Annotated in this window: 12 protein-coding genes; 10 read left to right on the top strand and 2 right to left on the bottom strand. The window is 70.1% G+C overall.

The genetic code is table 11. The annotated features are described in order from the left end of the window. Nucleotides 1-224 precede the first annotated feature (224 nt). From A4U64_RS12980 to A4U64_RS12940, 9 genes are all read left to right on the top strand, one after another. A complete protein-coding gene (locus A4U64_RS12980; RefSeq protein ID WP_065922635.1) occupies nucleotides 225-1,481 on the top strand; it encodes a nitrate/nitrite transporter in 1,257 nt (418 codons plus the stop codon). Between the two features lies 1 nt (nucleotide 1,482). Beyond that, nucleotides 1,483-5,172, top strand: coding sequence for a nitrate reductase subunit alpha (locus A4U64_RS12975; protein ID WP_050035105.1), 3,690 nt, complete (start codon nucleotides 1,483-1,485; stop codon nucleotides 5,170-5,172). Between the two features lie 40 nt (nucleotides 5,173-5,212). Continuing rightward, a complete protein-coding gene (gene narH, locus A4U64_RS12970) occupies nucleotides 5,213-6,889 on the top strand; it encodes a nitrate reductase subunit beta (protein ID WP_006948304.1) in 1,677 nt (558 codons plus the stop codon). Beyond that, nucleotides 6,886-7,584, top strand: coding sequence for a nitrate reductase molybdenum cofactor assembly chaperone (gene narJ / locus A4U64_RS12965; RefSeq protein WP_029543308.1), 699 nt, complete (start codon nucleotides 6,886-6,888; stop codon nucleotides 7,582-7,584). Before narH ends, narJ begins: the two co-directional genes overlap by 4 nt. Nucleotides 7,585-7,586: 2 nt before the next feature. Further along, nucleotides 7,587-8,318, top strand: coding sequence for a respiratory nitrate reductase subunit gamma (gene narI / locus A4U64_RS12960; protein WP_029543309.1), 732 nt, complete (start codon nucleotides 7,587-7,589; stop codon nucleotides 8,316-8,318). Between the two features lie 84 nt (nucleotides 8,319-8,402). Next, entirely contained in the window at nucleotides 8,403-9,770 is a 1,368-nt protein-coding gene (locus tag A4U64_RS12955) for a M16 family metallopeptidase (RefSeq protein ID WP_029543310.1), read from the top strand. A gap of 83 nt (nucleotides 9,771-9,853) precedes the next feature. After that, entirely contained in the window at nucleotides 9,854-10,609 is a 756-nt protein-coding gene (gene dapB, locus A4U64_RS12950; RefSeq protein WP_029543311.1) for a 4-hydroxy-tetrahydrodipicolinate reductase, read from the top strand. Further along, entirely contained in the window at nucleotides 10,606-11,082 is a 477-nt protein-coding gene (locus A4U64_RS12945) for a hypothetical protein (RefSeq protein WP_029543312.1), read from the top strand. Before dapB ends, A4U64_RS12945 begins: the two co-directional genes overlap by 4 nt. Before the next feature lie 157 nt (nucleotides 11,083-11,239). After that, nucleotides 11,240-11,722, top strand: coding sequence for a flavodoxin family protein (locus tag A4U64_RS12940; protein WP_006948298.1), 483 nt, complete (start codon nucleotides 11,240-11,242; stop codon nucleotides 11,720-11,722). Between the two features lie 40 nt (nucleotides 11,723-11,762). Here the strand turns inward: A4U64_RS12940 and A4U64_RS12935 are convergent, their stop codons facing one another. Together A4U64_RS12935 and A4U64_RS12930 are read right to left on the bottom strand one after the other, a co-directional pair. After that, entirely contained in the window at nucleotides 11,763-12,200 is a 438-nt protein-coding gene (locus tag A4U64_RS12935; RefSeq protein ID WP_006948297.1) for an SRPBCC family protein, read from the bottom strand. 60 nt (nucleotides 12,201-12,260) lie between these two features. Continuing rightward, nucleotides 12,261-12,788, bottom strand: a complete 528-nt coding sequence (locus tag A4U64_RS12930) for a toxin-antitoxin system HicB family antitoxin (RefSeq protein ID WP_006948296.1) — start codon at nucleotides 12,786-12,788, stop codon at nucleotides 12,261-12,263. A 116-nt stretch (nucleotides 12,789-12,904) separates the two neighbouring features. On the opposite strand from A4U64_RS12930, the gene thyX reads away from it, so the two are divergent. Next, a complete protein-coding gene (gene thyX, locus A4U64_RS12925; RefSeq protein WP_006948294.1) occupies nucleotides 12,905-13,660 on the top strand; it encodes an FAD-dependent thymidylate synthase in 756 nt (251 codons plus the stop codon). Nucleotides 13,661-13,696 lie beyond the last annotated feature (36 nt).

Raw genomic sequence — 13,696 nt, 5'->3', positions numbered from 1 at the left:
CGGGGGAAGGCACGCGTCGGGCATCGGCCGGGTCGCGCCCCGGGGTCCGGGACATTCGCCCCGGCGTGACCGGATCGTTGTACTGTGTTGACGCACAATGTGTTCGGTGACTCCACGTGCCGTATTCCGGGGCGGAACCGTTCGCATGTCCCCACCGCCGGCCCGCCATGCACCTTTTCCCTCAAAGCGGCTCGCTCGTTGCCTGAGGGTGGTTCTCTGGGGACGTGAACACCGCAACGGAGCGTGTCCCCGGTTCCGGCCGGGGACTGAACCTGGCGCTGGCCACCTGGGTTTCCGCCATCAATTTCTGGGCCTGGAACATGATCGGCCCGCTGTCCACCACCTACGCGGGTGAGCTGTCCCTCAGCAGCTCGCAGGCGTCGATGCTGGTCGCGACGCCGATCCTGGTCGGTTCGCTCGGCCGCATCGCCGTCGGTTCGCTCACCGACCGCCACGGCGGACGGATCATGTTCATCGCGATCTCCCTCCTGTCGATCCTGCCCGTGATCGCAGTGGGTTTCGCGGCCGAGGCCGGGTCGTACCCGCTCCTGCTGGTCTGCGGGTTCTTCCTCGGCATCGCGGGCACGATCTTCGCGGTCGGAATCCCGTTCGCGAACAACTGGTACGAACCCGCCCGCCGCGGCTTCGCCACGGGTGTTTTCGGCGCCGGCATGGTCGGCACCGCGCTCTCGGCATTCTTCACCCCACGCTTCGTGAACTGGTTCGGGCTCCTCGCGACGCATGTCATCGTCGCGGCCGCCCTCGCCGTCACCGCCGGCGTGTGCGTCCTCGTGATGCGCAACTCCCCGGACTTCCACCCGAACACCGACCCTGTCGGACCGAAACTTGCTGCGGCACTGAAACTGCGGGTCACGTGGGAGATGTCGTTCCTCTACGCCGTGGTGTTCGGCGGATTCGTGGCCTTCAGCAACTACCTGCCCACCTACATCAAGACCGTCTACGGCTTCTCCGCCGTCGACGCGGGCGCCCGCACCGCGGCGTTCGCCCTCGCCGCGGTGATCGCGCGGCCGATCGGCGGTGCCCTGTCCGACCGGATCGGGCCCAAGCCCGTCGTGCTCGTCTCGTTCGCGGGGACCGCGGTGATGGCCGCCATCGCGATCCTGCAGCCGCCGCCGGAGGTGTGGGCGGCCACCGACTTCATCCTGCTCGCGGTCTTCCTCGGCGTCGGCGCCGGCGGTGTCTTCGCCTGGGTCGCACGACGTTCCCCCGCGAAGTCCGTGGGATCGGTCACCGGCATCGTCGCCGCGGCCGGGGGGCTCGGCGGCTACTTCCCGCCGCTGGTCATGGGCGCGACCTACGACCCCGCCGACAACGACTACACGGTGGGACTGGCGCTGCTCGTCGTCACCGCCCTCGTCGCCCTGCTCTACACCGCGGTCAAGCTGAGGGCCCACGAGAACGCCGCGCGCGACACACCCGGGGCCGGCACGACCACCACGACGCGACCCGAAGGGAGATGACGTGACAACCCAGCACACCGGCGGTGCCGCCGAAGAGTTGCTGCGCAGCAGCGGACGGTTCTTCACCCCGGGGGAGATCTCCGGAGACGGCCGGACCGTCACCCGCCGCGGCGGACGCGAAGGCGACATCTTCTACCGGGACCGGTGGAGTCACGACAAGGTGGTCCGGTCCACCCACGGCGTCAACTGCACCGGTTCGTGTTCGTGGAAGATCTACGTCAAGGACGGGATCATCACGTGGGAGACGCAGGAAACCGACTACCCCACGGTGGGCCCCGACCGCCCCGAGTACGAACCGCGCGGCTGTCCCCGCGGCGCTGCGTTCTCGTGGTACACGTACTCGCCGACGCGGGTGCGCTACCCGTACGCCCGCGGCGCGCTCGTCGAGATGTACCGCGAGGCCAGGGCGCGGCTCGGCGATCCCGTTCTGGCGTGGGCCGACATCCAGGGCGATCCCGAACGGCGCCGCCGTTACCAGCGGGCCCGCGGCAAGGGCGGCCTGGTCCGGGTGACGTGGGCCGAGGCGACCGAGATGATTGCGGCGGCGCACGTGCACACCGTCCGGGAATACGGACCCGACCGGGTGGCCGGCTTCTCGCCGATCCCCGCGATGTCGATGGTGTCCTTCGCTGCCGGTTCCCGGTTCGTCGAGCTGATCGGCGGCGTCATGACGTCCTTCTACGACTGGTACGCCGACCTTCCCGTCGCCTCTCCGCAGGTGTTCGGGGACCAGACCGACGTGCCCGAATCCGGCGACTGGTGGGACGCGGCCTACCTCATGATGTGGGGATCGAACGTGCCGGTCACGCGCACACCCGACGCGCACTGGATGGCCGAGGTCCGCTACCGCGGCACGAAGGTCGTGACCGTGAGTCCCGACTACGCCGACAACACGAAGTTCGCCGACGAATGGATGCCGTGCGCGGCGGGCACCGACGGCGCGCTGGCGATGGCGATGGGCCACGTGCTGCTGACCGAGTTCTACGTCGAGCAGCGGGTCCCCTTCTTCGTCGACTACGTCCGGCAGTACACCGACCTGCCGTTCCTCGTGAAACTCGAGGAACGCGACGGCCGGCTCGTCCCGGGCAAGAACCTCACCGCGGCCGACCTCGGTCGGGACGTGGAGAACGCGGCGTTCAAGCCGGCGCTGCTCGACGGTGCGACCGACACCGTGGCGGTTCCGCACGGTTCGCTCGGCTACCGGTACGGCGACGACGGCATCGGCAAGTGGAACCTCGATCTGGGCGACCTCGTGCCGGCACTGACCGTCGCGCATCCCGGCGGCATCGCCGGCGAGGACGCGGTGACGGTGCACCTGCCGAGCTTCGACACGGTCGACGGGCACGGGGCGAGCATCGAGCGCGGAGTGCCGGTGCGGCGCGTCGGAGAACACCTGGTGTGCACCGTGTTCGACCTCATGCTTGCGCAGTACGGCGCCTCCCGTCCGGGCCTACCGGGCGTGTGGCCCACCGGCTACGACGATCCCGCCGTCCCCTACACCCCGGCGTGGCAGGAAGGCATCACGGGAGTTCCCGCCGCCCAGGCGATCCGGATCGCGAAGGAGTTCGCGCGCAACGCGGAGGAATCCGGCGGCCGGTCGATGATCATCATGGGTGCCGGCATCTGCCAGTGGTTCCATGGCGACGCGACCTACCGGGCGGTGCTGGCGTTGCTCCTTCTCACCGGGTCGATGGGCCGCAACGGGGGTGGCTGGGCCCACTACGTCGGGCAGGAGAAGTGCCGGCCCGTCACCGGCTGGGCTGCGATGGCGATGGGCACCGACTGGAGCCGGCCGCCGCGGCAGATGGCCGGTACGTCGTACTGGTACGTCCACACCGACCAGTGGCGCTACGACGGGTACCGCGCCGACGCGCTGGCGAGCCCGCTGGGCCGCGGCCGGTTCCGGGACAAGCACACGATGGACGTGATGACCTCCGCGGTCGCGATGGGGTGGACCCCGTTCTACCCGCAGTTCGACCGCAACACCCACGAGATCGCCGACGAGGCGCGGGCCGCGGGCGTGGACATCCCCGCGTACGTCGCCCGGAAACTCGCGAGCGGCGAGGTGAAACTGTCGGTCACCGACCCGGACAACCCGCGCAACTGGCCGCGGGTGCTCAACGTGTGGCGGTCCAACCTGCTCGGCTCGTCCAGCAAGGGCAACGAATACTTCCTGCGGCACCTGCTCGGGACCGACTCGAACATCCAGGGCGTGCCGACCGGTCCGGACCTGCGCCCGCACGACGTCGCCTGGCCGGACGACCTGCCCGAGGGCAAGCTCGACCTGCTGATGTCGATCGACTTCCGGATGACGTCGACCACGCTGTTCTCCGACGTGGTGCTGCCCGCCGCGACGTGGTATGAGAAGGGCGACCTGTCGAGCACCGACATGCACCCCTACATCCACGCCTTCAGTCCCGCGATCGACCCGCCGTGGGAAACGCGTTCCGACTACGATGCCTTCGGCGCCATCGCGAAGGTGTTCAGCGCGCTGGCGGCGAAGCATCTCGGAACCCGCACCGACATCGTGCTCGGCACACTGCAGCACGACACGCCGGGCGCGATGGCGTATCCGTCGGGCACGGAGAAGGATTGGCGCGTCACCGGGGAGGTGCCGGTGCCGGGCCGGACCATGGGCCCGCTCGCGGTGGTCGAACGGGACTACACCGCGATCGCCGACAAATGGTCGACCCTCGGGCCGCTCGTCGACACCCTCGGCCTGACCACCAAGGGCGTCACGACACGTCCGGTGCAGGAGGTCGCGGAGCTCGCCGCGACGTTCGGTGTGATGAATTCCGGTGCCGGGGAAGGCCGCCCGGCGGTCACGAGCGCCGAACGGATGGCCGATGTCATCCTCGCGCTGTCGGGCACCTCGAACGGCCGGCTCGCCGTCGAGGGCTTCCGTGAACTCGAGAAGCGCACCGGCCGCCGGCTCGTGCACCTCGCCGAGGGCAGCGAGGAACGCCGCATCACCTACGCCGACACCCAGGCCCGGCCGGTCCCGGTGATCACCAGCCCGGAATGGTCCGGCAGCGAGACCGGCGGGCGCCGCTACGCGCCGTTCACGGTGAACATCGAGGAACTCAAACCGTTTCACACGCTCACCGGCCGCATGCACTTCTACGTCGATCACGACTGGATCGAGGAACTCGGCGAGCAGTTGCCGACCTACCGTCCGCCGCTGGACATGTCGCGCCTGTTCGGCGAGCCCGCCGTGGGCAGCGGCGACGGCGTCGGACTGACCGTGCGGTACCTCACCCCGCACTCGAAGTGGTCGATCCACTCCGAGTACCAGGACAACCTGTTCATGCTGTCCCTCTCGCGGGGCGGTCCGACCATGTGGATGAGCCCGGGGGACGCGGCGAAGATCTCGGTGCGTGACAACGACTGGGTCGAGGCCGTCAACCGCAACGGCGTCGTGGTGTGCCGCGCGATCGTCTCGCACCGCATGCCCGACGGCGTCGTGTACGTCTACCACGCGCAGGAACGCACCATCGACGTGCCGCTCACCGAGACCACCGGCACCCGCGGCGGCATCCACAACTCGCTCACGAGGATCCTGATCAAGCCCACCCACCTGGCGGGTGGCTACGCGCAGACGTCGTTCGCGTTCAACTACCTCGGCCCCACCGGAAATCAACGCGACGAGGTGACGGTCGTACGCCGCCGGTCGCAGGAGGTCACGTACTGATGTCGACACCCACGACCACGATCCGGGAAGCGAGGCCGGCATGAAGGTGATGGCCCAGATGGCGATGGTCATGAACCTCGACAAGTGCATCGGCTGCCACACGTGCTCGGTCACCTGCAAACAGGCCTGGACCAACCGCTCCGGCACCGAATACGTGTGGTTCAACAACGTCGAGACCCGGCCCGGCCTGGGATATCCCCGTATGTACGAGGACCAGGAACGCTGGCGCGGCGGATGGATCCGCGACCGGAACGGCCGGCTGCGGCTGCGCGACGGCGGCCGGTGGAACAAGCTGTTCCGGATCTTCTCGAACCCGAAGATGCCGGCGATCGGCGACTACTACGAACCGTGGACCTACGACTACGAGAACCTCACCACCGCGCCGCTCGGCGACCAGATCCCCGTGGCGCCGCCGCGCAGCCTGATCAGCGGCAAGCCGATGAAGGTCGAATGGTCGGCGAACTGGGACGACGACCTCGGCGGCTCGCCGGAGATCGTCCCCGCCGACCCGGTGCTGAAGAAGGTCGGCGAGCAGGTCCGGCTCGAACTCGAACAGACCTTCATGTTCTACCTGCCGCGTATCTGCGAGCACTGCCTGAATCCGTCGTGCGTCTCGTCGTGCCCCTCGGGAGCGATGTACAAGCGTGTCGAGGACGGCATCGTTCTCGTCGACCAGGACCGCTGCCGCGGCTGGCGGATGTGCGTGTCCGGCTGCCCCTACAAGAAGGTGTACTTCAACCACAAGACCGGCAAGGCCGAGAAGTGCACGCTGTGCTATCCGCGCGTGGAGGTAGGCCTGCCCACCGTGTGCGCGGAAACCTGCGTGGGCCGGCTGCGGTACATCGGGCTCGTGCTCTACGACGTCGACCGGGTGCTCGAGGCCGCGTCCGTCGAGGACGAGAAGGACCTCTACGAGGCACAGCGGCAGGTGCTGCTCGACCCCCACGACCCGGAGGTGATCGCCGGCGCCCGCGCCGAGGGCATCTCCGACGAGTGGATCGAGGCCGCCCAGCGGTCGCCCGTGTACGCGCTGATCAACACGTATCGGGTTGCGCTGCCGCTGCACCCGGAGTACCGCACGATGCCGATGGTCTGGTACGTGCCGCCGCTCTCGCCGGTCGTCGACGCCGTGACCCGCGACGGCCACGACGGCGAGGACATCGGGAACCTGTTCGGTGCGCTCGAATCGCTGCGCATCCCGATCGAGTACCTGGCGGGACTGTTCACGGCGGGCGACACCGACGCCGTCGAAGCGGTGCTGCACCGGCTCGCCGCGATGCGCTCGTACATGCGCGACATCAACCTGGGCCGGGATACGCGGCCGGACATCCCCGACGCCGTCGGCATGACCGAGGAGCAGATGTACGAGATGTACCGATTGCTCGCCCTTGCCAAGTACGACGAGCGGTACGTGATCCCGACCGCCTACGCGGCCGAAGGCCACCAGCTCGAGGAATCCGCCACCGACTGCGCGTTGTCGTTCGAGGGCGGCCCCGGCATGTACGACTCCGGGCCGTTCGGCGAGGCCAGCGGAGGTCCCGTTCCCGTCGCGGTGGAAACCTTCCACGCGCTCCGGCAGCGGCAGACCTCCGAGGGGATGGCGGCGAACGCGTCGAATCCCTCCCGCGTGAACCTGCTCAACTGGGACGGCAAGGGCGTGCCCCAGGGCCTGTTCCCGGCCGGGCATCGAGTCGAGAACCGGGGGAGCGGGCGATGAGGGGGCTGCTGCGCCGTGGCGCGCGCGACACCGCATCGCGGCACCTGCAGCACCGGCTGATCCGGCAGGCGGCGTCGCTGCTGCTGGCGTACCCCGACGAGCGACTGCCGTCCCGTCTCGCGACCGTCGACCGGCTTCTCGGGCACATCACCGGGGAACCGGCGGAGCTGCTGGGCCGGACCCTCGCCGCCCTGCGCGACGGCGATCCCTTCGCCGCGCAGGCCGACTACGTCGACACGTTCGACATGCGCCGGCGCTCGACGATGTACCTCACGTACTGGACCGGCGGCGACACCCGCAACCGGGGCGCGGCGATCCACGCGTTCGCGCAGGCCTACCGCGACGCCGGCGCGGAGCCGCCGCCCGGGGAGGCGCCCGATCACCTCCCGGTGGTGCTCGAATTCGCCGCGACCGTCGACCCGGACGCGGGGGAGCAGCTGCTCGCCGCGCACCGCATCCCGATCGACGTGCTCCGGGTCGCGCTCGGCGAACGCGATTCCCCGTATGCGGCGGCGATCGAGGCGGTGTGCGCGACGTTGCCCCCGGTCGGCGATCAGGAAGAGCGCCGCGCCCGGCAGCTCGCGGAGGCCGGGCCGCCGGCCGAGGCGATCGGCCTCGAACCGTTCACCCTCACCGTCCCACCGCGCCGGACCGCAACCGTCTCGGCCCAGACCCGAGCCGAAGGAGTCGACTGACCATGTCCGCAGGGGAGATCTTCTGGGACGTCGTCCCGTACGTCACCATCGCCGTGGTGGTCGTCGGCACGTGGTGGCGCTACCGCTACGACAAGTTCGGCTGGACCACCCGCTCGTCGCAGCTCTACGAGAGCAAGCTGCTGCGCATCGCCAGCCCGATGTTCCACTTCGGCATCCTCGTGGTGATCGTGGGTCACGTCATCGGTCTGCTCATCCCGCAGTCGTGGACCGATGCGATCGGTCTGAGCCAGCACGCGTACCACGTGCAGGCGGTGACGCTGGGCACCGTCGCCGGGATCGCCACCCTCGTCGGGATCCTGTTGCTGATCTACCGCCGCCGCACCCGCGGACCGGTCTTCATGGCCACCACCGCCAACGACAAGCTGATGTACGTGGTGCTCGTCGCCGCGATCGTCGCGGGACTCGCCACGACCCTGATGGGCTCGGGTGTGGTGGGGGAGGAGCACAACTACCGCGAGACCGTCTCGCCGTGGTTCCGCTCCATCTGGATCCTGCAGCCGCGCGGCGACCTCATGGTGCAGGCACCCCTGTCGTTCCAGCTCCATGCGCTGATCGCCCTGGCCCTGTTCGCGCTGTGGCCGTTCACCCGCCTGGTGCACGCCTTCAGCGCACCCGTCGGATACCTGTTCCGCCCCTACGTGGTCTACCGCAGCAGGGACGTCGCCCCCAAGGGGCAGCTGGTCGGGTCGCGGCCGCACCGCCGCGGGTGGTGACCGGAAGGGGTGCGCGGCGGCGCGTGTAGTGTGAGATGTTCCGTCCAGCACACCCACTCGCCTGTAGGACCGTCGAACATCTTCATGGCCGCCACCCGCCGCTCCGCCGCCGCTCCGTCCGCCGCCGTTTCGTCCGTCGTCGCCTCCGCGTCGGCACCCACCGAGCCCGACTCCGGGGTTCGGCGCACCCACCTGCCCGGGGGGCTCCGCGTCGTCACCGAGCACGTGCCCGGCGTGCGCTCGGCCGCCGTCGGCGTCTGGGTGGGCGTCGGCTCCCGCGACGAGCAGCCCTCCGTCGCCGGTGCCGCCCACTTCCTCGAGCACCTGCTGTTCAAGGCCACCCCGACCCGGACCGCGCTCGACATCGCCGAACTCGTCGACGGGGTCGGCGGCGAGCTCAACGCGTTCACCGCGAAGGAGCACACCTGCTTCTACGCCCACGTGCTCGACGACGATCTGCCCCTGGCCGTCGACCTCGTCGCCGACGTCGTGCTGCGCGGCCGTTGCCGCAGCGCCGACGTCGACGTCGAACGGCAGGTCGTCCTCGAGGAGATCGCAATGCGCGACGACGATCCCGAGGATCTGCTCGGCGACGCGTTCCTCACCGCCCTGTACGGCGACCACCCGATCGGCCGTCCGATAATCGGCTCGGTCGAATCGATCGAGGCGATGACCCGTACCCAGTTGCACTCGTTCCACGTGCGGCGGTACACGCCGGACCGCATGGTCGTCGCCGTCGCCGGCAATGTCGATCACGACCACACCGTGGAACTGGTCCGTCGCGCGTTCGCCGGGCACCTCGACCCCGCCACGACCGCCGCCCCGCGCCGCGAGGGCAGTCTCCGCCTGCGTACGACGCCGACGCTGAGCATCACCGACCGCGACGGCGAGCAGGCCCACCTGGCGGTCGGCGTGCGATCCTTCGGCCGCCACGACCACCGGCGCTGGGCGCTGTCGGTGCTCAACACCGCCGTCGGCGGCGGCTTGAGCTCACGGCTGTTCCAGGAGATCCGGGAGAAGCGCGGCCTCGCCTACTCGGTGTACTCGGGTGTGGACACCTTCGCCGACACCGGCGCGTTCTCCGTCTACGCCGGCTGCCAGCCCGAGAACCTCGGCGAGGTCGCCGCGCTCGTCCGCGAGGTGCTCGCCGATGTCGCCGAGAACGGCGTCACCGAGGCCGAGTGCGCCCGCGCCAAGGGTTCGCTGCGCGGGGCTCTGGTCCTCGGCCTCGAGGACACCGGGGCCCGGATGAACCGGATCGGACGCAGCGAACTGAGCTACGGCACGCACTGGAGTGTCACCGAGACGCTCGAGCGGATCTCGTCGGTGAGCGCGGCGGAGGTCCGCGCCGTCGCCGCCGAGCTGCTGCACCGGCCGTTCGCCGCGGCCGTCGCCGGACCGTATCGCCGGCCCCGGGACCTGCCCGCCTCGGTGCGCGTCCTCGTCGCGTGACCGCGGGCTGAGCACGGTCGAGGTCGTCCGGTTGCGTAGGCTGCTGCGGGACGGCGATCGGACGAGGAAGCGTGGAGAGTCAAGTGAACGCAGCAGCAATTCGGGTGGGTGTGCTCGGCGCCAAGGGCAAGGTCGGGCAGGCGATCTGCGCGGCCGTCGAGGCGGCCGCCGACCTCGAGCTCGTTGCTGCGGTCGACCGGGGCGACAGCCTCGACGACTTCGTCGCCTCCCGGGCGCAGGTGGTGGTGGACTTCACCCACCCCGATGTGGTGATGGGCAACCTGCAGTTCCTCGTCGAGCACGGCATCCACGCCGTCGTCGGCACTACCGGATTCGACGACGCACGACTGGACCGGGTCCGCGGCTGGCTGGCCGCGCAGCCGGAGGTCGGCGTCCTGATCGCGCCGAACTTCGCGATCGGTGCCGTGCTGTCGATGCGCTTCGCGCAGGCCGCCGCGCGGTTCTTCGACTCCGTCGAGGTCATCGAGCTGCACCACCCCAACAAGGCGGACGCGCCGTCGGGCACGGCCTACCGCACCGCGGCGCTCATCGCGCAGGCCCGCGCCGCGGCCGGTGTGGGCCGCAGCCCCGACGCCACCAGCACCGAACTCGAGGGTGCCCGCGGCGCCGACGTGGAGGGGGTGCGGGTGCACTCCGTGCGTCTGGCCGGGCTCGTCGCACACCAGGAGGTGCTGCTCGGCACCCAGGGCGAGACCCTGACCATCCGCCACGACTCGATCGACCGGTCCTCCTTCGCGCCCGGCGTGCTGCTCGGCGTGCGCGAGATCGGGGACCGGCCCGGCCTCACCGTCGGCATCGACCCCCTCCTCGACCTGTGAGGGGCGACCTGGTCAAGGTCCTCGCGCCGATCGCCTTCATCGTCGTCGCGCTGGGGTTCTACTTCGTGCTGCTCGGCGGGCGCGGGCTCGAACTGGTGCGCTCCGGCAACGCCGCGGCCGTCGGGCTCGGCATCGGCGTGCTGCTGCTGCCGTTGGTGGGCGTGTGGATCGTCTACGCCACCGTGCGGGCCGGTTTCCAGCACCAGCACCTGTCCCGGCGGATCCACGAGGAGGGCCTCGAACTCGACGTGCGCGACCTGCCGCGCCGGCCGTCGGGCCGGATCGACCGCGACGCCGCCGACGCCCTGTTCGAGCGGGTCAAGAAGGAGTGGGAGGCCGACCCGGACAACTGGCGCAACTCCTACCGTCTCGCCCGCGCGTACGACTACGCCGGCGACCGCGGCCGGGCCCGGGAGACCATGCGCCGGGCCGTCGCGCTCGAGAAACTCGAGCGCCCGCAGTCCGCCGACTGATCATGCGCCCCGGCGTCGAGCGAATGTATCGTTCATCTCCTCAGCGGTAGCGGGCGATACATTCGCTCGGTCCACGCCCCGGCCGAAGCCTGATCGCGGTTGCGGTTGTCGTTGCGGGGCAGGGACACCGATCGGTCGGCGACGTACCCTGCAGGGTGTGACCGAGGCCCCCGCCGACGGTGAGCGCACTCTGCTCGTCGTCCACCACACTCCGTCCCCGTCGACCCGCGAACTGCTCGAGGCGGTGCTGGCCGGGGCGCGTGACCCCGACATCGTGGGCGTGCGGGTGCGGACGGTGCCGGCGCTGGGCGCGACCGTGCCGGACGTGCTCGCCGCCGACGGTTACGTGTTCGGCACCACCGCGAACTTCGGATACATGTCGGGGGCACTCAAGCACTTCTTCGACACCGTCTACTACCCGTGCCTCGACGCCGTCGCGGGCCGGCCGTACGGGTTGTGGGTACACGGCAACAACGACACCGCGGGCGCCGTCGCCTCGGTGCGCAAACTCGTCACCGGACTCGCCTTGGCGCAGGTCACGGAGGATCTCGAGATCACCGGGCCGATCGACGCAAAGGTCCGTGAACGCTGCTACGAACTCGGGGCGACCGTCGCGGTGTCCGTGTCGGAGGAGTGCTGACCGACCGGGACGTCGCAGGCACCGGACACCGCGCGGTGCGTCAGAGCTGCTGCTCGACGAACTTCGTCAGGCCCCGCTCGGCGGTCTCCATCGCCATCTTCTGCGCCTTCTTGACCATGAAGCCGGGCAGCGGGATCTTCGGATCGATCGTGAGGGTGAAGTCGACGCGGGTGCCGCTCTCGGTGGCGGTGAGGGTGTAGGTGCCGTCCTGCTGGTGCTGCTGGTGGCTCTCGACCAGGGTCCAGGACATCGATTCGTCGCCGTTCCAGTAGTAGTCCACCACCTGCTCGTCGTGGAGACCGATGATGGAGACGGTCATGCGCACGCGGTGCGGGCGGCCGTCCGGGTGGGTGGTCTCGACGACGACGGTCTTGTGGGGCCCGGACCACTCCGGCAGCCGGTCGACCGCGGCGATTCCCGCCATCACGCGACCCGGGTCGGCCTTGATCTCGAAACTGCTGGAACTGCTGACGGCCATGGGCTCACTTCCTCGTCTTTCGGGTGACGTGCGTCGGCAATGTACCGCACGGCCTCCCGCTCAACCGTCCTCGCGCTCGGACGGTTCCGACGTAGCGGACGGGCCGGGCCCGGTCTCCTCGGCGCGACGCGTCGCGGCGCGCTCGTCGGCGCGGCGCTGATACCGCATCTGCTCGCGCAGCGCCCCCTGGACGGCCTGCGACACCCACGAGTTCAGTGACACGCCGTTCTGGGCCGCCGCCTCCTCGGCGCGTGCCTTGATCTGCTCGACGAGGCGCAGCGTCACCCGGCTGATGTCCCCGGTGACGTCCTCGAAAGTCGTTGCGGTGCCTGTGGTTTCGGTGGGCGCATCCGTGTGCACCTCGAGCACCGCCGCGCTGCCGTCGAGACGCACGGTGACCACCCGGTCGCCGAGCTCCTTCGAGACCTCCGCCGCCATGTCCGACAGTGCCCGCAGCACGGCCAGGCGGGCGGGCGCGGCGACCGCTGTGGCGAGGGCTGCCGCGGTCCGGCGGGTCTGTTCGTCGCCGAGCTCCGCGGCGGCGACGAGGGACTCGGTGATCGCGTCCAGGTACGGGTCCAGGTTCATGACGCCATACTGATGTCAACGATGATGTCAGTCAAGACGTCAACACGCGGCCCGCGTCCGGTGCCGCCCGCGGCGGCGCTACGGTTCGACTGGATCGACAACCTGGAGGAGAACCGATGGCGCCCGAGCCCGTCACGCTGAAGGTCAGGCTGGTGGCCAAGACCGAGTTCGTCCCGCCCGCCGACGTGCCCTGGGAGACCGACGCCGACGGCGGGGAGGCACTCGCCGAGTTCGCCGGCCGGGCCTGCTACCAGAGCTGGTCCAAGCCCAACCCGCGCACGGCCACGAACGCCGGGTACCTACGCCACCTGCTCACCGTCGGGCACCTGTCCGTGCTCGAGCACGGTTCGGTGAGCTTCTACATCACCGGCATCTCCCGGTCGTGCACCCACGAACTCATCCGGCACCGGCACTTCTCCTATTCCCAGCTGTCCCAGCGGTTCGTCCGCGGCAGCGACGCGCCGGTCGTGGTCCCGCCGGCCGTGGCGGGGGATCCGCGGCTCGAGGAACTGTTCCTCGCCGCCGCCGAGTCCAGCCGGGCCGCGTACATCGAACTGCTCGACGCGCTCGACGCGAAACTGTCCCACCTGCCCGAGGGGCCGATCCGCGCGAAACAGGCCCGCGAGGCCGCGCGATCGGTGCTGCCCAACGCCACCGAGACCCGCGTCGTCGTCACCGGCAACTACCGGTCCTGGCGGCACTTCGTGGCCATGCGCGCGACCGAGCACGCCGACGTCGAGATCCGCCGCCTCGCCGTCGAGTGCCTGCGTCAGCTGCAGGACGCCGCGCCGAACATCTTCGGCGACTTCACCATCACCCGCCTGCCCGACGGCTCCGAGGTCGCCGCCAGCGCCTTCGCCGCCGACACCTGACCGGCAGGTGTGTGTGGAACAGCCCCCGTCACGCGG

Origin of the sequence: Rhodococcus sp. WB1 (assembly GCF_001700945.1) — a bacterium.
GTDB lineage: Bacteria > Actinomycetota > Actinomycetes > Mycobacteriales > Mycobacteriaceae > Rhodococcus > Rhodococcus aetherivorans.
This window is presented reverse-complemented; position numbering and strand designations above follow the sequence as displayed.